Here is a 26,949-nt window from a genome sequence, read left to right on the forward strand (position 1 = left end):
ATCTCCCATTCTCGAGAGGACCGAACTTCCGGTGAGCACTGACGCGCGGGTGGCGCTGTCAACCAGTCAGCGTGGCATCTGGGCCGCACAGAAGCTGTTCGCCGAACCTGGCGCGTTCCGCGCGGGCGAGATCACCTGGCTGCCGGGCGCGATCGACACCGCCGCGTTGGCCGCCGCGGTGAGCCGAGCCTTCGCGGAGGCCGACGCGCTACGCGTGCGCTTCCACGACGACGAGGGCACGCCGTTCCAGGTGGTCGACGCGTCGCGGAGCCTCGAGACGGCCGTCGTGGACGAGCCGCACAGCGACAGGGCGATCCGGGACCTGATGCGCGCCACGTTCTCCGCACCGATGATAGCCCCGGAGCTGTCGACGACCTCCGTGTTGATAAGGCGTACCGACGGGAATTGGGCCTGGTTCTTCGCGGCCGACAACATCCTCCTGGACGGATACAGCGTCACCCTCTTCATCCGGCGCGTGGCCGAGATCTACACGGCTGCTGTCCGCGGCGAACCCGTGTCGGACGCCTGGTTCGGGCGGCTCGCGGACGCCACGGCCGATCCTGTCGCGCCCCCGGAAGCAATGGATTTCTGGCGAGCATTGCTGGATGTGGACTCGGAGCAGGCGCCGGGGACGGTCGCCGACCTCTTCTCGTTCTCCTACCGGCCGGTCAGGGTGGCGCTGCCCGACGGTGGATATGAACGGCTTCGGGCGTACGCGCGGGGGATCCGGGCGAACTGGACGGACCTGCTCGTCGCGTACTGGGGACTCTACAACTCCCTCGCCGGCCGGCGGGACGAGATCGCGGTGCGGGTGCCCTTCATGATGCGGGACGGCCGTGCCCTCCTGCGCACGCCGAGCGCACTGTCCCGCGTGCTGCCGGTCGTGGCCACGATCGGCCCGCGCGACACCCTCGCCGAAACGGTCAAGGCCGTAGGGCGGCAGTCGCAGCAGGCGCGGGCACACTCCGCAGTGGAGGACCACCAGATCACCCGGTGCTGGCCGGGAAACGATTTCTCATACTTCACGCTGCCGTCCATCAACATCAAGATCTTCGACTACACCGCGCGGTTCGACCAGGTCGTCGGCACGGTGGAGACGCTCAACCCCGGCCAGATCGGAAAGCTGGACCTGTCGGTCTACAGCGATCCCGCCGACGGGCTGCGGCTCGAACTGGCCGGCCACGAGTCGGTCATCGGGCAGGCCGAGGTGCAGCGGCACGCCGCTGCCTTCGCCCGATTCCTCACAAGGGCGCTCGAATCCGCGCCGGACGTAACCCTGCACGAGCTCGCCGAGGCCGCCTTTCCCGCCTCCGCAGCCGTGGACGCCGCCGAAAGGGCAGCCCTGGCGGACGGGTCGCCCTCCCCATCCGCGAACGGCTCGACGCTCATAGCCGCGAACCGGCCCGGTGGCTTGGTGGACGGGTTGCTGCGCGGAGCAACTCCCGGAGCGACGGCGGTGGTCGCCGACGGGGAAAGGTTGTCCTTCGCACAGCTCGACGCCCGGGCGGACGCATTCGCTCGCGTCCTGGCGGATGCGGGAGTGCGGGCCGGGAATCGGGTGGCGGTGACGCTGCCGCGGTCGGTGGAACGGGTCGTCGCGATCGTCGGTGTGCTCCGGGCTGGCGGGGTGTGCGTGCCCGTCGACCCTAACTATCCGGCCCGCCGTCAGCAGTGGATTCTCGAGGATTCCGGTGCGGTGGCGGTGGTCGGCCCCTCGGGTGTGGAGGCGACCGGCCTTCGTTCCGGGCCGGCGGACGGTGCGGCGTTCGTCATTTTCACGTCGGGCACCAGCGGGCGGCCGAAAGGTGTGGTGCTGTCGCATCGGGCGGTGGCGAACCGGCTCGTGTGGGGCGCTGCGACGCTCGAACTCGGTCCCGGAGCCGTGGCTCTGGCCAAGAGCAGCGTCGGATTTGTGGACGCTATGACCGAGCTGCTCGTGCCCCTGGCCGCGGGCGCGACTGTTGTGGTTCTCGACGACGAGGCGGCCGGTGATCCACTGGCGCTGGCGGATGCTGTGCGTCGTCATGGGGTGACGCACCTGCTGACGGTGCCGGGGCTGGCCGACGTGCTGGCCCGGGCCGGCGGCGGGCCCAGGCCTGATGCCACCGCCCGGGTTCCTGGTGCGATGGGGTCGTTGCGGTCGTGGGTCTGTTCCGGTGAGGTGTTGGCGCCGGCCACGGTGGAGGCGATGCGGGTGGCGGCGCCTGATGCGGTGCTGCGCAACTTTTACGGCTCGACCGAGGTCACCGGCGACGCCACCGCGGGTGTGGGCGCCGGCATCGGTCGTGCGGTGCCCGGTACCCGCGTGCGTGTGCTCGACACGTGGCTGCGGCCGGTCGAGCCTGGTGTCGTCGGCGAGCTGTACGTCGGCGGGATTCAGCTGGCCGAGGCGTATGCGGGTCGTGGCGCTCTGACGGCGGAGCGGTTCGTCGCCGGCGACGACGGCGATCGGTGGTACCGGACGGGCGACCTGGTCCGGTCCGACCCGCAGGGCTCCTTGGAGTTCGTGGGCCGCGCGGACGACCAGGTGAAGATCCGAGGGTTCCGGATCGAGTTGGAAGAGGTCCGGAACTGCATCGAGCGGCACCCGGCGGTGACCGGCGCGGCGGTGGTGGCACTCGACCATCCGGGAGGGGGCAAGTATCTGGCTGCCTATGTCACCGGGGAAGCCGGCGAGCTCGCTGCGCACGTCGCCGCGTCCCTGCCGGATTACATGGTCCCGGCCAGCTTCACGGTGCTAGACGCGTTTCCGCGTACGCCGAACGGGAAGCTGGACCGGCGCGCCTTGCCCGCGCCCGATCTGGGCAGCGCGGGTGGACGTGCGCCGGAGACCGAGACCGAGCGGGCGCTGGCCGGGATCTTCCGCGACGTGTTGCACCTCGACGTCGAGGTCTCGGCGGATGACGACTTCTTCCGGCTCGGTGGCGACTCGCTGCTGGCCACGCGGGTGATCGCGCGGCTCGGGTCCGGGCTGTCGCTGCGGGATCTGTTCGACGCCCCGATAATCGCGGCACTGGCGCGGGTCGTCGACTCCCGCGGCGCGAAGGGGCCGGAGTCGCTGCGGCTGGGATCGATTACCCGGCCAGCGGTGGTGCCGCTTTCCCATGGACAGCAGGCGTTGTGGGTGATCGACCAGTTCGGCGGGCCCCGATCGCGGTATGTGGTGCCGCTGGTCCTGCGGATCTCGGGCGAGCTGGTCGAGGCCGCCCTGGCAGCCGCGGTCCGGGACGTGGTGTCCCGCCACGAGGTGCTGAGGACCTTGCTGGTGGAGCAGGACGGCGAGCTGCGGCAGGTCGTCGTCCCGGTCGGGGACATCTTGGAGGTAGAGGACTTCGCCGAGGGGCGGGTCGCCGAGATCGTCCGGGCCGGATTCGATCTGGGGTCGGAGCTTCCGATTCGTGCGGTGCTGCTGCGGGTCGCCGCCGCGGAGTGGGTGCTGGTGATGGCGGTGCATCACCATGCCATCGACGAGTGGTCGTTCCCGTCCCTGCTGGGTGACCTGTCGGAGGCATACAGGGCCCGGGCAATGGGGGGGCGGCCGGCGTGGAAACCGTTGCCGGTGCAGTACGCGGACTATGCCGTGTGGCAGCGGGCGTCGGACCCGGCCGTACATCTGGACTTCTGGCGTGACGCACTGGACGGTGCTCCGCCCGAGTCGGGGATCAGCACGGACCGGTCGCCGGGTGCGGAACCGTCGCACGTGGGTGCGGACATCGATTTCGCGCTGGATCCGGCCACCGCGGAAGCGTTGCGGGGTTTGGCCGCAGCGCAGGGCGTGACCACATTCATGGCGGTGCAGGCGGCGGCCGCGTTGGCGGTGTCGGCGCTGGGCGGCGGGGACGATGTGGTGATCGGTTCGCCGGTCGGCGGGCGGACCGAGGACGGTCTTGAAGACATGGTCGGCTACTTCGTGAACACCGTGCCGTTCCGGCATCGGATCGGGCTGGGTGACCGGTTGGCCGATGTGCTCGGGCGGGCTCGTGAGGTGGTGCTGGACGGGCTGGCGCATCAGGCGGCGCCGTTCGAGCAGATCGCGGCCGTGGCCGGGGTGAACCGTGCGGTGAACCGCAATCCGGTGTTCCAGGTGCTGCTCACCTATCGGCATCTGGCCGACCACGGCGTTCTGGAGCCGGCGTTCCCGGGCTTGCAGGCCCGGTTGGAACGGGCATCGCTGGGCGCGGTGAAGACCGACCTGGACATCTATCTGACCGAGACGCCGGTGGCGGTGACCGGTTTCCTGACGTACGCCGTCGAGCTGTTCGACGCGGCGACGGCTGAGCGGTTCGTGGCCGTGTTCCTGCGGGTCCTCGAATCGTTGGCGACCGCCCCACAGGCCCGGGTGGCCGATCTGGACCTGGTGCAGGCGCCCGCACCCGTGGAGACGCCGGCCGCATCCGTCGACGCATCGGTGGACGAGTTGCTGCAACGGGCTGACCCGGACGCGACCGCAGTGGTCACCGACGGGGAAACGTTGTCCTTCGCCGAGCTGGGCGCACGGGTGGACGCGTTCGCCCGCCTCCTGGCGGATGCGGGTGTGCGGGCGGGGAACCGGGTGGCGGTGATGCTGCCGCGCTCGGCGGATCGAGTCGTCGCGATCCTGGGTGTGCTCCGGGCCGGGGCCGCGTGTGTGCCGGTGGATCCGGACTATCCGGCCCAGCGCGTGCAGTGGATCCTCGAGGATTCCGTCGCGGTGGCGGTGGTTGGTCCCTCCGGCGTGGAGGCGACCGGCCGAGTTTCGGGGCCGGCGGACGACGCGGCGTTTGTCATCTTCACGTCGGGCACGACCGGGCGTCCCAAGGGCGTCGTGCTGTCGCATCGGGCGGTGGTGAACCGCCTCACGTGGGGCGCGCAGGTGCTCGACCTCGGCCCCGGCGCTCGAGCGCTGGTGAAGAGCAGCGTCGGTTTCGTGGACGCGATGACCGAGCTGCTCGGCCCCCTGGCCGCAGGAGCCGCCGTGGTGGTCGTGCCGGACGAGGTCGCGGGCGATCCCATCGCGGTGACCGACGCGGTGCGCCGTCACGGTGTGACGCATCTGTTGACGGTGCCGGGCCTGGCCGATGTGCTGGCTCGGGTTCCTGGTGCGATGGGGTCGTTGCGGTCGTGGGTCTGTTCTGGTGAGGTGTTGGCGCCGGCCACGGTGGAGGCGATGCGGGTGGCGGCGCCGAGTGCGGTGCTGCGCAACTTCTACGGGTCGACCGAGGTCACCGGCGACGCCACCGCATCGGAGGGGACCGGCATCGGCCGTGCGGTGGCCGGCACGCGGGTGCGGGTGCTGGACGCGTGGTTGCGGCCGGTGGCTCAGGGCGTCGTCGGTGAGCTGTACGTCGGTGGTGTTCAGTTGGCCGAGGGCTATGCGGGTCGTGGCGCTCTGACGGCCGAGCGGTTCGTCGCCGGTGACGACGGTGAGCGGTGGTACCGGACGGGCGATCTGGTCCGATCGAATGCTTCGGGTGAGTTGGAGTTCGTCGGGCGCGCGGACGACCAGGTGAAGATCCGAGGCTTCCGGATCGAGCTCGAAGAGGTGCGCAACAGCATCGAGCGGCATCCGGCGGTGACCGGTGCCGTCGTGGTGGCATTGGACCATCCGGCCGGCGGGAAGTATCTGGCCGCGTACGTCACCGGTGAGGCCGACGATCTGCGAGGTCACGTCGCCGGACTGCTGCCCGACTACATGGTCCCGGTCACGTTCACGGTGCTGGACGCGTTTCCGCGTACGCCGAACGGAAAGCTGGACCGGCGAGCCCTGCCGGCGCCCGACTTCGGCATCACAGGTGGGCGTGCGCCGGAGACCGAGACCGAGCGCGCGCTGGCCGGGATCTTCCGCGACGTGCTGCACCTCAACCACGACGTGTCGGCAGATGACAATTTCTTCCGGCTCGGTGGCGACTCCCTGCTGGCCACGCGGGTGATCGCCCGCGCGGGCACGGGGCTGTCGCTGCGGGACCTGTTCGACGCCCCGACGGTCGCCGGGCTGGCGCGGATCGCCGGGGGCGCCGAGCAGCCGGAACGGGTGCGGGTCGGCGATGTTCCGCGGCCGGCGGCGGTGCCGGCCTCGTACGGCCAGCAGGCGCTCTGGCTCGTGGATCAGCTCGGCGGGCCCGGCGGGCGTTACGTCGTCCCGGTCGTGCTGCGGCTGTCCGGAAACCTCGACGAGGCCGCGCTGCGCTCGGCGGTCCAGGACGTGGTGTCCCGCCACGAGGTGCTGCGAACCCTGCTGGTGGAGCGGGAGGGATCGCTGCGTCAGGTCGTCGTGCCCGCCGCGGACATCCTGGTCGTCGACGATTTCACCGACGCGGGCGTAGCCGAGATCGTGCAGGCCGGATTTGCGCTGGGGTCCGAGATTCCGGTTCGCGCGGCGTTGTTGCGGGTGGCCGCGGCGGAGTGGGTGTTCGTGCTGGCGGTGCACCACCATGCCATCGACGAGTGGTCCCTGCCGGTGCTACTCGGTGACCTCACGACCGCCTACCAGGCCCGGATTTCGGGCGATCGGCCGTCGTGGGCGCCGTTGCCGGTGCAGTACGCGGACTACGCCGTCTGGCAGCGGGCGTCGGACCCGGCCAAAGACCTGGATTTCTGGCGTGCCGCCCTGGAAGGCGTTCCACCGGAGTCGGGGATCAGCGCGGACCGGATGCCGGGCCCGGTGCCCTCGCACGCCGGTCTCGACATCGAGTTCAGCGTGGACCCGGCGACAATCACGGCCCTGCGGGCACAGGGCGTGACCACATTCATGGCGGTGCAGGCGGCGGCCGCGTTGGCGGTGTCGGCGCTGGGCGGCGGGGACGATGTGGTGATCGGTTCGCCGGTCGGCGGGCGGACCGAGGACGGTCTTGAAGACATGGTCGGCTACTTCGTGAACACCGTGCCGTTCCGGCATCGGATCGGGCTGGGTGACCGGTTGGCCGATGTGCTCGGGCGGGCTCGTGAGGTGGTGCTGGACGGGCTGGCGCATCAGGCGGCGCCGTTCGAGCAGATCGCGGCCGTGGCCGGGGTGAACCGTGCGGTGAACCGCAATCCGGTGTTCCAGGTGCTGCTCACCTATCGGCATCTGGCCGACCACGGCGTTCTGGAGCCGGCGTTCCCGGGCTTGCAGGCCCGGTTGGAACGGGCATCGCTGGGCGCGGTGAAGACCGACCTGGACATCTATCTGACCGAGACGCCGGTGGCGGTGACCGGTTTCCTGACGTACGCCGTCGAGCTGTTCGACGCGGCGACGGCTGAGCGGTTCGTGGCCGTGTTCCTGCGGGTCCTCGAATCGTTGGCGACCGCCCCACAGGCCCGGGTGGCCGATCTGGACCTGGTGCAGGCGCCCGCACCCGTGGAGACGCCGGCCGCATCCGTCGACGCATCGGTGGACGAGTTGCTGCAACGGGCTGACCCGGACGCGACCGCAGTGGTCACCGACGGGGAAACGTTGTCCTTCGCCGAGCTGGGCGCACGGGTGGACGCGTTCGCCCGCCTCCTGGCGGATGCGGGTGTGCGGGCGGGGAACCGGGTGGCGGTGATGCTGCCGCGCTCGGCGGATCGAGTCGTCGCGATCCTGGGTGTGCTCCGGGCCGGGGCCGCGTGTGTGCCGGTGGATCCGGACTATCCGGCCCAGCGCGTGCAGTGGATCCTCGAGGATTCCGTCGCGGTGGCGGTGGTTGGTCCCTCCGGCGTGGAGGCGACCGGCCGAGTTTCGGGGCCGGCGGACGACGCGGCGTTTGTCATCTTCACGTCGGGCACGACCGGGCGTCCCAAGGGCGTCGTGCTGTCGCATCGGGCGGTGGTGAACCGCCTCACGTGGGGCGCGCAGGTGCTCGACCTCGGCCCCGGCGCTCGAGCGCTGGTGAAGAGCAGCGTCGGTTTCGTGGACGCGATGACCGAGCTGCTCGGCCCCCTGGCCGCAGGAGCCGCCGTGGTGGTCGTGCCGGACGAGGTCGCGGGCGATCCCATCGCGGTGACCGACGCGGTGCGCCGTCACGGTGTGACGCATCTGTTGACGGTGCCGGGCCTGGCCGATGTGCTGGCTCGGGTTCCTGGTGCGATGGGGTCGTTGCGGTCGTGGGTCTGTTCTGGTGAGGTGTTGGCGCCGGCCACGGTGGAGGCGATGCGGGTGGCGGCGCCGAGTGCGGTGCTGCGCAACTTCTACGGGTCGACCGAGGTCACCGGCGACGCCACCGCATCGGAGGGGACCGGCATCGGCCGTGCGGTGGCCGGCACGCGGGTGCGGGTGCTGGACGCGTGGTTGCGGCCGGTGGCTCAGGGCGTCGTCGGTGAGCTGTACGTCGGTGGTGTTCAGTTGGCCGAGGGCTATGCGGGTCGTGGCGCTCTGACGGCCGAGCGGTTCGTCGCCGGTGACGACGGTGAGCGGTGGTACCGGACGGGCGATCTGGTCCGATCGAATGCTTCGGGTGAGTTGGAGTTCGTCGGGCGCGCGGACGACCAGGTGAAGATCCGAGGCTTCCGGATCGAGCTCGAAGAGGTGCGCAACAGCATCGAGCGGCATCCGGCGGTGACCGGTGCCGTCGTGGTGGCATTGGACCATCCGGCCGGCGGGAAGTATCTGGCCGCGTACGTCACCGGTGAGGCCGACGATCTGCGAGGTCACGTCGCCGGACTGCTGCCCGACTACATGGTCCCGGTCACGTTCACGGTGCTGGACGCGTTTCCGCGTACGCCGAACGGAAAGCTGGACCGGCGAGCCCTGCCGGCGCCCGACTTCGGCATCACAGGTGGGCGTGCGCCGGAGACCGAGACCGAGCGCGCGCTGGCCGGGATCTTCCGCGACGTGCTGCACCTCAACCACGACGTGTCGGCAGATGACGATTTCTTCCGGCTCGGCGGGGACAGCATCCTCGCTGCGCGCATCGTGTCCGCCGCTCTCGGCCACGACCTGCCGCTGACGCTCCGTCATGTCTTCGAGCAGCGGACCGTGGGTGGGCTGGCCCGCATTCTTCCTGTGGCCGCACCGATTCCGGTGCCGGTGTCGTCGGTTCTCGAACGGCTCCGGGAGTCCGGCGCCGACCCGAACGCCTGGGTCTACACCGAGACCTTCGAGGTTCCCGGACATCCGGCGCTCGGCGAGCGGTACGCCGCCCTCGTCGCGGGCACCGACGCGCTGCGGCTCTCGGTGCAGTGCGTCAGCCGGCGCCTCTGGCTGACGCAGATCGAGCCGGTTGCGTCGGTGGCAGTCACCGAGACAGCTGGGGCACTGCGATCCGCGGCCAGGGATCTGGTGGACGTCACGAACGGGACGCCCGCCGCGCTGGCCTTCGCGAGGACTCCGACGTCCACGGTGGTTGCCCTCGCTGTCCACGCTGTGGCGGCCGACCGGGCTTCGGCCCGTCGTCTCGCCGACGCTCTGCGCTTCGGGACGAATGGCGCTCCGGGGCATCTCGGGCCTGCGCTCGAAGCCGTGGAGGCGGCGGGAGCGGCTGTGCCCGACTCGGCCCTGGGCGGCTGGCAGGACCTGCTGAGGCACGTCACACCTCCTGACGAAGCAAGCTTCGAGTCCGGCCGTGCCGAGACGTTCCGCTGGGAGGGCGCGCACACCGACGACGCCGTACGGCTGACGCTCCGCCGGGCAGCCGGTGGCCTGATCAGTCGCGGCGGTCACGTCGGCCTCGTCGACGAGGAGGTCGCGCTGGCCGCCGGGACCGGCCCGTTCACGGCTACCGCGCCCGTGCCGGCCGACAGCGAGGACCGCACGGCGAGCGCCGAATTCCCCCTGTTACGCCACCACAACCAGGCCGGCCGGCGCGCCCTGCGACGCGCGCCGGTGCCGCACGTGCTCATCACCCGCGTGCACGGACCGGCGGACGATCGGCTCGAAGGCGTCGAGACGCTCTACCGGGCCGTCATCCGCTATCAGCTCGACCCGGACGCCGCCACGATCACGGTTCTCGGGCTCGCCGCCCCGGCCGCCGCGGTCGTGCGTGACGCGCTGACCGGCGCGGTCGCGGCCACGCCGAACTGAACCTCGTACCGACCGCACCTTGAATGTGATCCTGGAGGATTTTGATGACTGGCCGACCTGTACCGCTGTCCCGGGCTCAGCACGGAGTGTGGGCGGCGCAGCGGCTGGTTCCCGAGGCGACGGCGTTCCGGGTCGGGCAGATCGTGTGGCTGGACGGCCCGATCGACACCGCTGTCTTCTCAGTGGCGGTCGGCCGGGCTTTCGCCGAGGCCGAGGCGTTGCGAACCCGGTTCGCCGAGATCGACGGCGCGGCGTTCCAGACGGTCGACGAGGCCGCGTCGATGCCGACCTCGGTCGTCGACGAGGCAGCCGGTGACGACGCCGTCCGGCACCGGGTGCGGGCCGCCTACGACGCGGTCATCGACGTCACCGAGCCGTCCGCCCGTTCCGAGTCTGTCCTGTTCCGGCGCGACGGCGGGTCGTGGGCCTGGGCCTTCACGACACACCACCTCGTGCTGGACGCGTACGGCCTGTCGCTGTTCACCCGCCGGGTCGCCGAGATCTACACCGCACTGCTGCAGGGCGTCGAGCCCGCGCCGCGTTGGTTCGGCAACTGGCCGGAGATTGCCGAGGCGGGGTCCGGCGGTGAGGCGGCGAGCCTTCCGGACAGTTGGACCGCGCTGTTCGCTGAGGCCGAGCCGCTCGGCCACGCGGTGAACGCCACCGTCGACCAGCTGTTCGCGATCTCGCACCAGCAGGTCACCGTCCCCCTGCCGTCCGCCGCGTGGGAGCGGCTGCAGGAGCGCGCCCGGCAGTCGCGAGCGAGCTGGACGGGCTACCTGACCGCGCTGTGGGGCCTCTACGCCGCTCTGGGCGAGAGCCGCCGCGAGCTGATCGTCCGGGTGCCGTTCATGACGCGCGACGACGCCGCTGCCCTTCGTACGCCCGGAATGCTGGTGAATTCGCTGCCGGTAGTGGCGGAACTGTCCGGCACGACACCGCTGGACGAGATCGTGGGCAGCGTGGCGCGGCAGCTCCGCACGACGGGCCGCGACCGCAGCCTGACCGAGGAGCAGGTGGCCCGCAGCTGGCCGGGCGGCGAGTTCGACTGGCTGTGCCTGCCGGTCATCAACATCAAGGCGTTCGACTACACGGCCGTGTTCGGCGAGCTGAGCGGTCGGCAGGAGACCGTCAACGCCGGGCCAGTCGGGCGTCTCGAACTGACCGTCTACTCGGACCCGGTGCACGGGTCGCGGCTCGAGCTCGCCGGGCATGAGTCGCTGATCAGGCCCGACGAGCTGGCGGGGCACGCGGAGCGGTTCGCGAGGTTTGTGTCGGCCGTTCTCGAGGTCGGCGGGGAAACCGCGATCGGGGCGTTGCCGGCCGGGCTCACGCCCGCCGACCTGGCCCGGGGCGTGGGGGATGCGCTCGAGGTCCCCGGCCTGACCCTGGACGGGCTGATCCGTTCGCAGGTATCGGCGACGCCGGGCGGGATCGCTGTGGTGGCCGACGACGACTCGCAGCTGACCTACACGGAGTTCGATGCGCGGGTGGAGGCGACCGCGCGGGCGTTGCAGGACCGGGGCGTGAAGGTCGGTGACCGCGTGGCGGTGCAGTTGCCGCGATCGATCGACCTGGTCGTGACCCTCGCAGCAGTGATGCGAGTCGGTGCGGCTTTCGTGCCGATCGACACCGCGTATCCGGCTGCTCGGGTGCAGACGATCCTGGCGGACGCCGTTCCGGCTCTGCTGGTGTCGGAGCCGTTGGCGGGCGCTGACGGCCCGGTGGTGTTGCCACGGTCGTTGTCGCCTCTCGATGTCGCGTATGTGATCTTCACGTCGGGCACGTCGGGCCGGCCGAAGGGTGTGGCGGTTTCGCACGCCGCGATCGTGAACCTGATCGTGTGGCGGCAGGAGATGTTTCCGGTCGGGGTGTCGGATCGGGTGTTGCAGAAGACGTCGGTTGGTTTCGATGTGGCGGTGCCGGAGTTTTTCTGGCCGTTGACGGTCGGTGCCGCAGTGCGGTTGGTCAAGCCTGGTGGGGAGCGGGAGCCGGAGTATCTGACGTCGATTCTCCGTACCGAGCCGGTCGGGTTCGTCGAGCTGGTGCCGACTGTGCTGCAGGCCATGCAGGACGTGGGGTTCGAGGTAGCCGGGTCGAGGGTGCGGCATCTGTCGCTCGGTGGGGAGGCGCTCCCCGCGGAGCTGGGCCGCCGTCTCAAAGCCGTCAGCGGTGTGAATGTGTGGAACACCTACGGGCCGACCGAGGTCGCGGTGGACTCGACGGGCGTAAGTCTGTCCGATGTTGACCTGGACGGTGTGCCGGTCGTGCCGATCGGTGGGCCGGTGGCCAACGTGCGGGCCGTCGTGCTTGATTCGTGGCTGCGCCCGACTCCGCCGGGTGTGGTGGGCGAGCTCTATCTGGGTGGCGTGCAGCTGGCCGACGGCTATGTGGGCCGTCCCGGGCTGACGGCCGAGCGTTTCATCGCCGACGGACACGGGGAGCGGCTCTACCGGACGGGCGACCTCGTCCGGTGGAACGGGCGCGGCCAGTTGGACTTCCTGGGCCGCGTCGACGACCAGGTGAAGATTCGTGGTTTCCGGATCGAGCTGGACGAGATCCGCAACGTCCTCGAGGGCCACGAAGCGGTATCAGCGGCTGCGGTCGTCGCGCTCGATCACCCGGCGGGCGGGAAGTTCCTCGCCGCGTACACGATTGCCTCAGCGTCGGCGGACGAGTTGCGGGCGTTTGTGGAGGCGCGGCTGCCGGAGTACATGGTGCCGGCATCGTTTACCCGGCTGGATGCCCTGCCGGTGACGGCGAACGGCAAGCTCGACCGGCGCGCGCTGCCGTTCCCGGAACTCGGCGACTCGTCCGGCCGGGCTCCTCGTTCGCGCACCGAATCGGTGCTGGCCGAGGTCTTCCAAGAGGTTCTGCAGGTGCCCTCTGTGTCGGTGGATGACGATTTCTTCCGCCTCGGCGGGCATTCTCTGCTCGCGACTCGGGCCGTCTCCCGGGCCAACGCCCGCCTCGGCGCCTCCCTCACGCTGCGGGACGTCTTCGATCGCCCCACGGTCGCCCGGCTCGCCACCGCGGCCAGCGACACGGCGACGCCGCTGCCGTTGGTGGGCGAGGTTTCACGGCCCGCCGCGCTCCCGGCATCGTACGGGCAGCAGTCGCTCTGGCTCATCGAGCAGCTCGGCGGGCCGGGATCGCGCTACGTCGTCCCGTTGGTGTCACGGCTGACCGGCAACCTGGACGAGGCGGCTCTCACGGCGGCGCTGCGTGACGTGGTGGCCCGGCACGAGGCGCTGCGCACGCTGATCGTCGAGCAGGACGGGGAACTCCGGCAGGTCGTCGTCTCCGCCGCGGAGGCGACCCCCCGGGTCACCCTGACCGTGGATACGTTTACCGACGCCCGGGTCGATGAGGTCGTCCAGAGCCGGTTCGACCTAGGCGCCGACCTTCCGGTGCGCGCCGCGCTGCTCCGTGCCGACGACGCCGCATGGGTGCTCGTGCTGGCGTTGCACCACCACGCGGTCGACGAGTGGTCGTTCCCGCTGCTGCTCGGCGACCTCTCCACCGCCTACCGGGCCCGGCGCAACGGCACGGCGCCGGCGTGGGAGCCGCTGCCGGTGCAGTACGCGGACTATGCCGTCTGGCAGCGGGAGGTGCTCGCCTCCGAACTGCCGGAGCACCTCGACTACTGGCGTGCGGTGCTCGACGACGCGCCGTCCGAGTCGACGATCGCGCTCGACCGGCCCCGCCCGGCCGAGCCCACCCACCGGGGCGTCGACGTCCGGATGACGATTACTGCGGACACGCTCGCGGGTCTTCGGGCGGTGGCGGCCGAGCAGGGCGTCACCATGTTCATGCTCGCCCACGCGGCGACCGCGCTGACCGTCTCGGCGCTCGGCGGCGGGGATGACATCGTGATCGGCTCCCCGGTCGCCGGCAGGACCGAGCATGAACTCGAACGCGTAGTCGGCTACTTCGTGAACACGCTTCCGGTACGGCACCGGCTCAACCCCGCGGACACCGTCGCCGACCTGCTCCGGCGCACCCGGCGGACCGTGCTGAACGGGTTCGCCCACCAGGCCGCGCCGTTCGAGGAGGTCGCCCGGGTCGCGGGGGTCGAGCGGGCGCCGAACCGGAACCCGCTCTTCCAGGTCATGCTCACGCACCACGCCGACGGCCAGACCGACGACATCGTGCTTGACGGCCTGGCGTCCGAGAACCTGCCGGTCACCCTCGCCGCCGCGAAGACCGATCTCGAACTCGACCTCGTGGAGACGGCGACCGGCCTCGACGGTCTCCTCACGTACGCCTCCGACATCCTCGAACGGGCCACGGTCGACCGGTTCATCGCGGTGTTCGAAAGGGTGCTGGCGACGATCGCCGCGACCCCGGGCGTACGGGTGGCGGACCTGTCGGCCGATGGCGTCGCCGGTGTGGTCGGCGAGCCCCTCGACGTCCGTCCGCTCACCCTGGACGGCCTGATCCGTTCGCAGGTGGAGGCGACTCCGGGTGGGATCGCGGTGGTGGCGGACGATGGCGTGCAGTTGACGTATGGGGAGTTCGATGCGCGGGTGGAGGCGACCGCGCGGGCGTTGCAGGACCGGGGTGTGAAGGTCGGTGATCGGGTGGCGGTGCGGTTGCCGCGATCGATCGACCTGGTCGTGACCCTCGCAGCAGTGGTCCGGGTCGGCGCGGCGTTTGTGCCGATCGACACCGCCTACCCGTCCGCCCGGGTGCAGACGATCCTGGAAGATGCCGCCCCGGCGCTGCTGGTGTCCGAACCGTTGGAAGGCGTTGACGGCCCGGTGGTGTTGTCGCGGTCGTTGTCGTCTCTCGATGTGGCGTATGTGATCTTCACGTCGGGCACGACTGGCCGGCCGAAGGGTGTGGCCGTGTCGCACCAGGCGATCGTGAATCTGATTGCGTGGCGGCAGGAGATGTTTCCGGTCGGGGTGTCGGATCGGGTGTTGCAGAAGACGATGGTTGGTTTCGATGTGGCGGTGCCGGAGTTCTTTTGGCCGTTGGCTGTGGGGGCTGCGGTGCGGTTGGTCAAGCCGGGTGGGGAGCGGGAACCCGATTATCTGGCGGGGATTCTCGATGGTGAGCCGGTCGGTTTCGTCGAGTTGGTGCCGACGGTGTTGCAGGCGATGTTGGACGTCGGTTTCCAGCCGACGCGGGTGCGGCATTTGTCGGTGGGTGGTGAGGCGTTGCCGGCGGAGCTGGGCCGCCGTCTCAAAGCCGTCAGCGGTGTGAATGTGTGGAACACCTACGGGCCGACCGAGGTCGCGGTGGACTCGACGGGCGTAAGTCTGTCCGATGTTGACCTGGACGGTGTGCCGGTCGTGCCGATCGGTGGGCCGGTGGCCAACGTGCGGGCCGTCGTGCTTGATTCGTGGCTGCGTCCGACTCCGCCGGGTGTGGTGGGCGAGCTCTATCTGGGTGGCGTGCAGCTGGCCGACGGCTATGTGGGCCGTCCCGGGCTGACGGCCGAGCGTTTCATCGCCGACGGACACGGGGAGCGGCTCTACCGGACGGGCGACCTCGTCCGGTGGAACGGGCGCGGCCAGTTGGACTTCCTGGGCCGCGTCGACGACCAGGTGAAGATTCGTGGTTTCCGGATCGAGCTGGACGAGATCCGCAACGTCCTCGAGGGCCACGAAGCGGTATCAGCGGCTGCGGTCGTCGCGCTCGATCACCCGGCGGGCGGGAAGTTCCTCGCCGCGTACACGATTGCCTCAGCGTCGGCGGACGAGTTGCGGGCGTTTGTGGAGGCGCGGTTGCCGGAGTACATGGTGCCGGCGTCGTTTACTCGGCTGGATGCCCTGCCGGTGACGGCGAACGGCAAGCTCGACCGCCGCGCCCTGCCGTTCCCGGAACTCGGCGCGGGCCGAGCAGAAGGCCGCGCCCCGCAGACCCCCACCGAGCAGATCCTCGCCGGTGTCTTCGAGGACGTCCTGCAACTGTCGTCGGTGTCTGCGGACGACGACTTCTTCCGCCTCGGCGGGGACAGCATCCTGTCCATCCAGGCGGTCTCGCGCGCCCGCCGAGCCGGAGTGATCGTCACCGCCGCGGACGTGTTCACGGCCCGCACCGTCGCCGCCCTGGCCCGCCTGGCCAAGCAGGACGCCGACGCCGTACGCCTCCCCGAACGCACCAATTCCGGACTGTGGCCGATCGCCGCCGCCGAGGTCGACCTCCCCGGATTCGGCGCGTTCACCCAGTCGTACACGTTCGTCACCCCGCCCGGCCTCACCGAGCCGGCCCTGCACCGGATCCTCGGCCGCGTGATCGAGCGGCATCCCGCCCTGAGCGGCCGCCTCGTCTGCGGCGACCGGTGGCGCTTCGAGACTCGTGCCGCCGGACCTATCGCCGCGCAGATCTCCGTGGAACAGGAGTGGACGGACTCCGCCGTGGCCGAGCTGTCCGAGTCGCTCGACCTGGAGGCCGGAGTGCTCTGGCGGGCACGCTGGTACACGGATGGCCGGCTTCTCTGGGTCATCCACCACATGGTCGTCGACGGCGTCTCCTGGCGCATCCTCGGCGACGACCTGCGGCACGCGTGGGAGCTGGAGACTGGCCGGACCACCGAGCCCCTGTCACCAGCCGGGACGAGCCTGCCCGCGTGGTCGCACGCCCTCACCGCCCGCGCGGCCGACACCGACATCACCGACCAGCTCGCCTACTGGTCCGACGTGGTCGCGACCGACGACCCGCTGATCGGTTCGCGCCCGCTCGACCCCGCGCGCGACACCGAGGCGACCGCCGGCACGGTCGAGGTCCTGGTGCCGGTCCAAGCTGTGCTCACCGACTTGCCGAGCCTGCTGTCGGCGGAGGTCGACGACGTCCTCTTGGGCGCGCTCACCATCGCGATCGGCGCCTGGCGCGACCGCAGGCGAGTGCTCGTCGGCCTGGAGGGTCACGGCCGCCAGGAGTCCCTGATCCCCGGGGCAGACCTCTCCCGTACGGTCGGATGGCTCACCACCTGGTACCCGGTCGCACTGTCCAGTGACGACATCGACCCGGCCGCCGCCCTCCACGACCCGCAGGCCGCCGCCGACGTTGTGCTGCGCGTCAAGGAACAACTCCGCCGGGTGCCCGGCCGCGGCATCGGTTACGGCCTGCTACGCCACCTCAACCCCACCACCGCCGCGCAGCTCGCCGCCGGCGCCGTCCCGCAGATCGGGTTCAACTACCTCGGCCAGTTCCGCGACGACGAGCCGGCGCAGGCCCTTGCCTGGTCCGGCAGCCTGGACGGGTACGCCCCGGGGGAGCTGCCGCTCGCGGCGGCCGTCGACATCAACGTCGCCGCCGTCCCCGGCGAGGACGGCCTCGTGCTCGACGGCACGGTCTCCTTCGCCGAGGGCATTTCCGATGTACGGGAACTGGTCGACCTCTGGTCCACGGCGCTCGCCACTCTGACCCGCTACGCTGGCTCGGCGAGCCACACCCGCCGCTCCCCGTCCGATCTGACCGCCCCGGCCCTGACTCAGGCGGACGTCGACACGTGGGAGGCGCGCTACGGCGAACTGACCGACGTCCAGCCGCTCACCGCCCTGCAGCGTGGCATCGCGTTCGAGACGCTTCTCGGCACGGACGACGGCGCGGTGGACGTCTACGTCACCCAGACTGTCCTGCACCTTGACGGCGACGTCGACCCCGAGCGGCTGCGGGTCGCCCTCGCGCGGGTGCTCGAACGTTTCCCGAACCTGCGGGCGGCCATCACGCCGACCGGCGCCGGGGAACTCGTCGCCGTCATCCCGGCGGCCGTCGTGGCACCGTTGACCACGATCGGGACCGACGTCCCGCTCGACGCGGTGCTCGACCAGGATCGAGCGGCGCCGTTCGAGCTGCAGTCCGCCCCGCTCACCCGCGCCACGCTGCGAACCGCCGCCCCCGGACGGCACACCCTGATCTGGACGATGCACCACGTCCTAGCCGACGGCTGGTCCAGCCCACGCCTGGTCGAGGCGCTCTTGAAGGCGTACCGGGATCCGGCTGCTCTGGCCGAACCGGACCGTGTCTATCCGGCCTTCCTGTCGTGGCTGGCGGCCCGGAACGAGCGCGCGTCCCTGGATCGGTGGTCGCGGGTTCTCGCGGAGGTGGACGAGCCGACGCTCGTCGCCCCCGGCGCATCGATCACCTCCGCGGTGTTCCCCGACGAGATCGAGCTGGAGATCGGCGCGGAGCGGCACGCGGCGCTTCAGGCCGCCGCCCACGCCGCCGGCGCCACCCTCAGCACCCTCATGCAGGCGGCCTGGGGCGTCCTGCTCAGCAGCATCACCGGACAGCAGACCGTCGTGTTCGGCGCCGCCGTCTCCGGGCGTCCCGCAGAGGTCGACGGCATCGAGGACGCAGTCGGCCTGTTCATCAACACTGTCCCGGCGCCCGTCACCCTGACCGGCAACCCCACCCTCGCCGAGGTGATCGCCCGCGTCCAGGCGCAGAACACTGACCTGCTCGACCACCACCACGTCCCCCTTGCGGAGGTGCAGCGGGAAGCCGGTTTCTCCCCGCTGTTCGACACCCTCCTCGTGTACGAGAGCTACCCCGTCGACGATGACCAGCTGGCGGAAGTCCAACAGGACGTGGGGATCGCGCTGCGCGAGGTGGACGGGCGGGACGCCACCGCGCACCCGCTCGCCCTCTCGGTCACGCCCGGACCGGACTCGGCGGTTCTCGAACTTTCGTACCGGCCGGATGTCTTCGACCGGGCCACGGTCGAGCGGTTCATTGCGGTGTTCGAGCGGATCCTGACGGCGATGGCGGAGACGCCGGGCGTGCGGGTGGCAGAGCTGGCGTTCGGTGGCGTCGCCGAGGTCGTCGGCGCGCCGTTGGAAGTCCGTCCGCTGACGTTGGATGGGTTGATCCGTTCGCAGGTGGAGGCGACTCCGGGTGGGATCGCGGTGGTGGCGGACGATGGCGTGCAGTTGACGTATGGGGAGTTCGATGCGCGGGTGGAGGCGACCGCGCGGGCGTTGCAGGACCGGGGTGTGAAGGTCGGTGATCGGGTGGCGGTGCGGTTGCCGCGATCGATCGACCTGGTCGTGACCCTCGCAGCAGTGGTCCGGGTCGGCGCGGCGTTTGTGCCGATCGACACCGCCTACCCGTCCGCCCGGGTGCAGACGATCCTGGAAGATGCCGCCCCGGCGCTGCTGGTGTCCGAACCGTTGGAAGGCGTTGACGGCCCGGTGGTGTTGTCGCGGTCGTTGTCGTCTCTCGATGTGGCGTATGTGATCTTCACGTCGGGCACGACTGGCCGGCCGAAGGGTGTGGCCGTGTCGCACCAGGCGATCGTGAATCTGATTGCGTGGCGGCAGGAGATGTTTCCGGTCGGGGTGTCGGATCGGGTGTTGCAGAAGACGATGGTTGGTTTCGATGTGGCGGTGCCGGAGTTCTTTTGGCCGTTGGCTGTGGGGGCTGCGGTGCGGTTGGTCAAGCCGGGTGGGGAGCGGGAACCCGATTATCTGGCGGGGATTCTCGATGGTGAGCCGGTCGGTTTCGTCGAGTTGGTGCCGACGGTGTTGCAGGCGATGTTGGACGTCGGTTTCCAGCCGACGCGGGTGCGGCATTTGTCGGTGGGTGGTGAGGCGTTGCCGGCGGAGCTGGGCCGCCGTCTCAAAGCCGTCAGCGGTGTGAATGTGTGGAACACCTACGGGCCGACCGAGGTCGCGGTGGACTCGACGGGCGTAAGTCTGTCCGATGTTGACCTGGACGGTGTGCCGGTCGTGCCGATCGGTGGGCCGGTGGCCAACGTGCGGGCCGTCGTGCTTGATTCGTGGCTGCGTCCGACTCCGCCGGGTGTGGTGGGCGAGCTCTATCTGGGTGGCGTGCAGCTGGCCGACGGCTATGTGGGCCGTCCCGGGCTGACGGCCGAGCGTTTCATCGCCGACGGACACGGGGAGCGGCTCTACCGGACGGGCGACCTCGTCCGGTGGAACGGGCGCGGCCAGTTGGACTTCCTGGGCCGCGTCGACGACCAGGTGAAGATTCGTGGTTTCCGGATCGAGCTGGACGAGATCCGCAACGTCCTCGAGGGCCACGAAGCGGTATCAGCGGCTGCGGTCGTCGCGCTCGATCACCCGGCGGGCGGGAAGTTCCTCGCCGCGTACACGATTGCCTCAGCGTCGGCGGACGAGTTGCGGGCGTTTGTGGAGGCGCGGTTGCCGGAGTACATGGTGCCGGCGTCGTTTACTCGGCTGGATGCCCTGCCGGTGACGGCGAACGGCAAGCTCGACCGGCGCGCGCTGCCGTTCCCGGAACTCGGTGACACGACCGGGCGCGCTCCCCGGACCCGGACCGAGCTGGTGTTGGCGGAGGTGTTCCAAGAGGTTCTGCAACTGTCGTCGGTGTCCGCGGACGACGATTTCTTCCGCCTCGGCGGGCACTCGCTGCTCGCCACGAGGGCCGTCACCCGCGCCAACGCCCGCCTCGGCGCCTCCCTCACCCTGCGAAACCTCTTCGACCGCCCCACCGTCACCGGCCTCGCCGCGCTGCCCGAAGCCTCGGCGGCTGCGGCCACCCCGTCCCTGCGCTTCACCGACGTGACCCGTCCCGAGGCGATCCCGGCCTCCTACGGCCAGCAGGCGCTCTGGCTGACCGAACAGATCTCCGGCGGTAGCGCCTACCGCGCCGGCGACGCCTTCCAGTTCCGTGGCCAAGTCGAAATCACCGCCCTCGAACGGGCTCTCCGCAGACTGATCGAGCGGCACGAGGTGCTACGGACAACCTTCACCTTCGACGGAACCGGCGCGCTGACCCAGGTCGTCCACCCGGCGCCCGTCGACAGCGTGCTGCGGGTGGAACAGGTCGAGTCCGGCGCGGTCCAGGAGCGGATGGCGGCCCTGCTCGACGAACCCGTCGACATCACAACCACGCACGGGATGCGGTTCACCCTGCTGCGGACCGGCGCGGCCGACATCCTCGCGGTGCATGGCCACCACATCGTCACCGACGAGCAGTCCAGCACGCCGATGCTGCGCGACCTCGACGCGTTCTACACCGAGGAGACCGGCGGTGCCCCGGCCGATCTCCTCCCGCTCAACGGGCAGTATGCCGACTTCGCCGTGTGGCAGCGGCAAGTGCTCGGCGAACGCGACGACCCGAGTTCACTGTTCGCCGCCGAAATGGCCCACTGGCGGGAGACCCTCGGCGGGCTGCCCGCCGAGACCTCGCTGCCCCTCGACCGCCCGCGCGCCGGCGTCGAGGCGCCGACCGTGCGTTCGATGTCCGTCGAACTTGCCGCCGACGAGATGCGCGACCTGCTCGACCTGCTCGCGGAGCGGGCGGCCACCCCGTTGCACGCGCTCGTCGGCGCGCTCGCCCTCGCCCTTTGGAGCGAGGGCGCGGGCGCGACGATCCCGGTGGGCACGCCGGTCGACCTGCGCGACGACCCCGGCCTCGACGACCTGATCGGCTACTTCGTCAACACGGCCGTTGTGCGGGCGGACATCGCGGCCGGCGGCGGCTTCGAGCAGACCCTGCGGGCCGTTCGCGATCGCGCGATCGAGGCTGGCGAGCACAAGCTCGTGCCGTTCGAGAGCATCGTGGAGGCGGTCAACCCGCCGCGGCTGCCCGGGGTGAGCCCGCTCTTCCAGGTGATGGCTGCGTTCTTCGACCTCGGCGACGAGTCGCAGGCCGCCGCGGGCGAGCACCTCGTGCCCTACACGCCGGGCGACGCGGCGTACGACGAACTGGACGACGACAACGCCCCGCCGGCGCTATTCGACCTGGTCTTCGCCCTGGCGCGGGAGTCCGGTGGCACGTACCGCCTGCACCTCGACGCCGTCCGTGAGCTGCTCTCGGCTGAGACCACCCGGCGCCTGCTGGCGACCGCGCGGCTGTTCCTGGTGCTCGGCGGCCGTCACCCGGCCCTCCCGGTGGTGCAGCTCGCCGAACTGGTGCGGCTGGCCCGCGACGCCGCGCCCGTCGAGCAGGCAACACCGGCCTACCGGCGTCCGATCGAGGGTCTCGACATCACCGACGCGCCGCTGTGGCGGGCCGCCGCCGAGCACCTGTCGCTCGCCCTGCCCCGTGCCGGGCAATTGGCCGTCTGCATCGACGACGATACCGGCCTCGGCTGGCTCGCCGGAACGGGTCCCAACCCCGAGGTGCTGGACTCTCTGACCCCAGCCGCCGCACGCCTGGTTGACGCATACCTGACCGGCACGGTTCTCACCGTCCGGCCGGGCGCGCAGCCGGTGGAGATCGGCGACCTGCGTGCGGTGCTCGACGACCCGTTCTGGGACGACCACCTCGACGCCCTCGCCGACGCAGAGCCCTGGCAACCGGAGATCCAGAGTGGATTGACGGCGACCGCGACCGCCGAGGGTGAGGCGCTGGTGCGTACCGGTACGCCGGGCGCCGCCCGCGCACGGATCGCGGCCGCGGTGGTGCGGGCGCTCGGCATCGGCGACCGCGAGGTCGTGATCGAGTTCGCCGAGGCGGGCCCGGACGGCGGCGGGGTGCGGCGCCTCCCCGCAGTCGTCACGGGCGATGAGGCGGTGCTGGACTGGGATCCGCGGCACGCCGACGAATACGAGGCGCTGCAACGCGACGCGACCCTGAGTCGCTTCCTCGACGACGTGCCCGAGCCTGCGGTGCGGATCAGCCTGTTCCGCACCGAGGCCGAGCACCTCCCGCAGGCCACGTCGTCCCTGTCGGCCACCGTGCTCGTCGCCCCTGGCGGCCGGGTGTCGGTGCACACGATGGGAATCGATGCCGACGCGGTACTCGAAGACCTCGTCACCAACGGGGTCGTCGTCCCCGACGCCGTGCCCGTCCTGCCCGTGCTCCGGCGCGCCGACCGGCTGCCGCTCTCGGCCGCCGAAGCCGGCCAGGTGCGGGTGCGCTACGGCAACGACGCCGAGCTGATGCCGCTCTCGCCGCTGCAGAGCGGCCTGCTCTACCACATGGTCCGCGCTCGGGAGACCGACGACCACAACGCGTACGTCTCGCAGGTCACCCGGGATCTGTCCGGTGTGGTCGATCCCGACCGGATGCGCGTCGCGGTGGCCGCGGTGCTGCGCCGCCACCCGAACCTCCGCGCGGGTTTCGTCGCGCTGGGCGAGGGCGAGGTGCAGGTCGTGCCGGCGGAGACGAAGTTGCCCTACCGGGTCGTCACCGAAGTGGACGATCCGGCCGCCTTCCTGGCTGCGGAGCGCGCGGCGCCGTTCGACCACGAGCAGCCTCCGCTGCTGCGCTTCGTGCTGCTGGAGACCGCCCCGTCCCGCTGGACGCTCGCCATGACGTTCGAGCACATCCTGATGGACGGCTGGTCGCTGAACCTCGTGATGGCCGAGGTGATCGCCGCCTACCACGACCCGGACCAGGCGGACCGGGTGCCGGCCGTGCCGTTCCGGAACTACCTGGACTGGCTGGCCAGCCGCGACACCAGAGTGACCTACACGGCCTGGCGCGACTACCTCGCCGACCTCTCCAGCCCGTCGATTGTCTGGCCGGCCGGTGGTGACCTCACCCAGGGCCGGGTGGAGACCGGCGACCTGCACCACGACCTCGACCCGGCCGGCGCGGCACGCGTCTTCGCGGCCGCCCGGACCGCCGGCAGCACGGTCGGGACCCTGCTGCAGGCGGCCTGGGCCATCACGCTGGGCCGGCTTACCGGCAGCGGCGACGTGGTATTCGGCAACACCGTCTCGGGCCGTCCGCCGGAGCTCGCGGGCGCCGAGCGGATCGTCGGTCTGCTGTTCAACACGTTGCCGCTGCGGGTCCGGCTCGACCCGTTCGAGAAAGTCGGCTCGCTGCTGTCCAGGATGCAGGCCGAGCAGGCGACCGTGGTCGACCATGCCTACGCCTCACTGAGCCGGATCCAGGACGACACGGGCCTCGGCAACCTGTTCGACACGCTGTTCGTGGTGCAGAACTTCCCGTACAAGGTGGACGGCGCCATGGTCACCGGTGGCGGGTTGAACGACGCGACCCACTACCCGCTGACGTTCGCGGTCAACCCGTGGGAGACAGCGAGCACACCGGCGGTGCACGTGCGCCTCTCGTACCGTCAGGACGCGTACGCGAAAGAAGCCGCAGGCATCGTGCTGGAGCGTTACCTCCTGGTGTTGCGGTTCCTGGCCGAGCACCTCGCCGAGCCTGTCGGTCGGGTGCCGGCCCTGCTGGCGCACGAGGCGGAGGCGTCGGGCCCCGACGCGGTGCGTTTCGTCGACGAGGTGACCGTCGGCGATCTGTTGGCCGATCAGGTCACGCGGTCGCCGGACGAGACGGCTCTCGTCGCCGGGGATCGCCGGTACACGTTCACCGAGTTCGCCGCCGAGGTGCACCGCTACGCGCGGCTGCTGCTGGCCGACGGGGTCCGTCCCGAGCACCGGGTCGCGCTGCTGCTGCCCCGCGACGAGCGGATGGTGATCGCGATGTTCGCCGTGTTCGCCGTCGGGGCAGCCTACGTGCCGGTCGACGCCGAGCACCCCGACGACCGGATCGACTACATGATGTCGGTCGCCCGGCCGACGGTCACCCTGGTCACGGACCGGGACGCGCACCGCTTGGGCGATCACGCCGGGCAGGTAGTCAATCTGGACACCTCAGCCGTACGGGACCTGATCGCCGGCTTCGGCACCGGCCCCGTCACCGTGGCCGAACGCGGCAGCACGATCTCGCTCGACAATTTGGCGTACATCCTGTTCACGTCCGGCTCGACCGGCCGGCCCAAGGGCGTCGCGGTCGGCTACCGGGGACTGACGAATATGTATGCCAACCACGTCGAGGAGATTTTCGACCGGGTCGTCGCGCACCAGGGCGGCCGGCGCATGAAGATCGCGCATACCACGTCGTTCTCCTTCGACGCCTCCTGGGAGCAGCTGTTCTGGCTGCTCAACGGCCACGAGGTGCACGTGATCGACGAGGAGCTGCGTCGCGAGCCCGCCCGGTTGCTGGCCTACTACGACGAGACCCGGATGGACGGGTTCGACGTCACCCCGTCGTACGGGCAGCTGCTCGTCGACGACGGCCTCCTCGAACGGGACCGGCCTGCGGGTCGCTCGGTGTCCGCGGACGCGCCCGGCGTGGTGTTCGTGTCGTTGGGTGGGGAGGCGGTGCCGGAACGGCTGTGGCAACAGCTCCGCGAGGCGCCGGGAGTCGAGTCCTACAACCTGTACGGTCCGACCGAGTACACGATCAACGCGCTCGGCGCCGACCTGGCCGACAGCCCCACCTCGAGCGTCGGCAAGCCGATCTTCAACACGCGGGCGTACATCCTCGACGAGAACCTACAGCGCACGCTGCCCGGCGTCGCTGGCGAGCTGTACCTCGCAGGGGCTGGTACCGCGCGGGGCTACTGGGAGCAGGCGGCGCTGACCGCCGAGCGGTTTACCGCCTGCCCGTGGGAGCCCGGCCAGCGGATGTACCGCACCGGCGACCTGGCCCGCTGGACTCCGGAGGGGAACATCGACTTCCTCGGCCGGGCCGACGACCAGGTGAAGATCCGCGGCCACCGGATCGAGCCGGGTGAGGTGGCGGACGCGCTCGCGGCCGACCCGCAGGTGGCCCGCGCTGCCGTGATCGCCCGCAAGGACGCCTCCGGCGCGGTGCAGCTGTACGGCTACGTGGTGCCCGAGACCGTCGACCTCGACGCGGTGCGCACCCGGGTCCGTGGGGTGCTGCCCGACTACATGGTGCCGGCGGGCCTGGCCGCGGTCGCCGAGATCCCGCTGACCGTGAACGGCAAGATCGACGCCCGGGCGCTGCCGGAGATCGAAACCGCCGGGGCCGAGTACGTCGCGCCGACCACGGCGACCGAGGCGCTGATCGCGGACGCCGTCGCCGAGCTCATCGGGGCCGAGCGGGTCTCCACGACGGCGAACTTCTTCGAGATCGGCGGCAACTCGCTACTGGCCATGCGCCTGGTCGCGCGCGTGAACGCCGCCGGCGACCACAGCCTGCTGGTGAAGCAGGTCTTCACCCACCAGACGGTGAGGGACCTGGCCCGCAGCCTGGATTCCCGCTCGGCGGCAGGGCCCACCCTGCACGACGCGGTGCTGCTGCCGCTGCGCGCGGGCGGCGGGCGGTCTCTGTTCTGCTTCCACGAGTACACCGGCCTGGCCACGATGTACCGGCGGCTGCTCGGCATGATCCCGGACGACTGGGGCCTGTACGGGCTCCAGGACCCGGCGCACGGCGGGCTGCGGGTGGACTTCGCCGATTTTGCGGACCTCTGCCGGGGCTATGCCGACGTCATCGTCGAGACCCAGCCGGCCGGCCCGTACGATCTGCTCGGCTGGTCGTGGGGCGGGCACCTGGCGTTCGGGGTAGCCCGCGAGCTGATCGCGCGCGGCCATCGGGTGCGCGGCATCGGCATCGTCGACGCCATCCCGATCGCCGAGGGACCGCTGCAGGAGCACGTCGACATCGTCGACGTGCCGATGGCGGACCTGCTGGCCGACGTGACGCTGCAGGACCGGGTCGCCGATCGGCTGGAGGAGAACGAGGGGCTGGACCTCGGCGAGCGCATCTTCGGCGGGCTCAGCGTCACCCAGCGTCGTTCGATCGCCATCGCCGCGACCCGCACCGACTCGCTGCTGGCCGAGCCGACGCACGGCGTGCTCGACGTGCCGGCGCTGCTGGTCGCCGCGACCGAGGACGGCCAGAAGGCGGACTATCCGGAGCAGCTCGCCGGGATGTGGTCGTCGTTCCTGCCGTCGTTGCGGGTCGTGTCGGTCGAGGCCGGCCACCTGGAGGTCATCGTCGAGGACGAGCGCATCCGGCAGTGGGTGCCGCGCCTGGTCGCATTGTTCACCGAAGAAGGAGAAGGGGAATGAAGGTCACCGACGAGCAGGCTCTCGCCGACATCGCCGACCTGCTCTACCTGGAGCCCGCCGACCTCGACCACGAGGCCGACCTGCGGGATCAGGGCATGGACTCCGTGCGCGTGATGGAGCTCGTGGAGCGGTGGCGCAGCGCCGGGCTGCCGCAGATCGACTACATCGCGCTCGCCGAGGACCAGCGCGTGACGCACTGGCTCACCGTGCTGCGCGAGCTGCAACAGGCCTGACCGGCGCGACGGCCGGCGG

General features: G+C 70.8%; 3 protein-coding genes. All 3 read left to right on the top strand.

Features of this window, described 5'->3' with window-relative positions; genetic code table 11:
* Positions 1–31 precede the first annotated feature (31 nt).
* From ID554_RS15100 to ID554_RS15110, 3 genes are read left to right on the top strand one after another with little or no spacing between them, the layout of a single operon-like run.
* The gene (locus ID554_RS15100; RefSeq protein ID WP_158573828.1) at positions 32–9,955 is read left to right on the top strand and encodes a non-ribosomal peptide synthetase; all 9,924 of its coding nucleotides are present in this window, start codon (positions 32–34) and stop codon (positions 9,953–9,955) included.
* A gap of 44 nt (positions 9,956–9,999) precedes the next feature.
* Positions 10,000–26,697 (top strand): non-ribosomal peptide synthetase, encoded by a 16,698-nt coding sequence (locus tag ID554_RS15105; protein WP_191088841.1) that lies wholly within the window; start codon positions 10,000–10,002, stop codon positions 26,695–26,697.
* Entirely contained in the window at positions 26,694–26,930 is a 237-nt protein-coding gene (locus tag ID554_RS15110; protein ID WP_117230833.1) for a phosphopantetheine-binding protein, read from the top strand. Before ID554_RS15105 ends, ID554_RS15110 begins: the two co-directional genes overlap by 4 nt.
* The last annotated feature ends 19 nt before the right edge of the window (positions 26,931–26,949 follow it).

Source organism: Micromonospora craniellae (assembly GCF_014764405.1).
Classification (GTDB): Bacteria; Actinomycetota; Actinomycetes; order Mycobacteriales; family Micromonosporaceae; genus Micromonospora; species Micromonospora craniellae.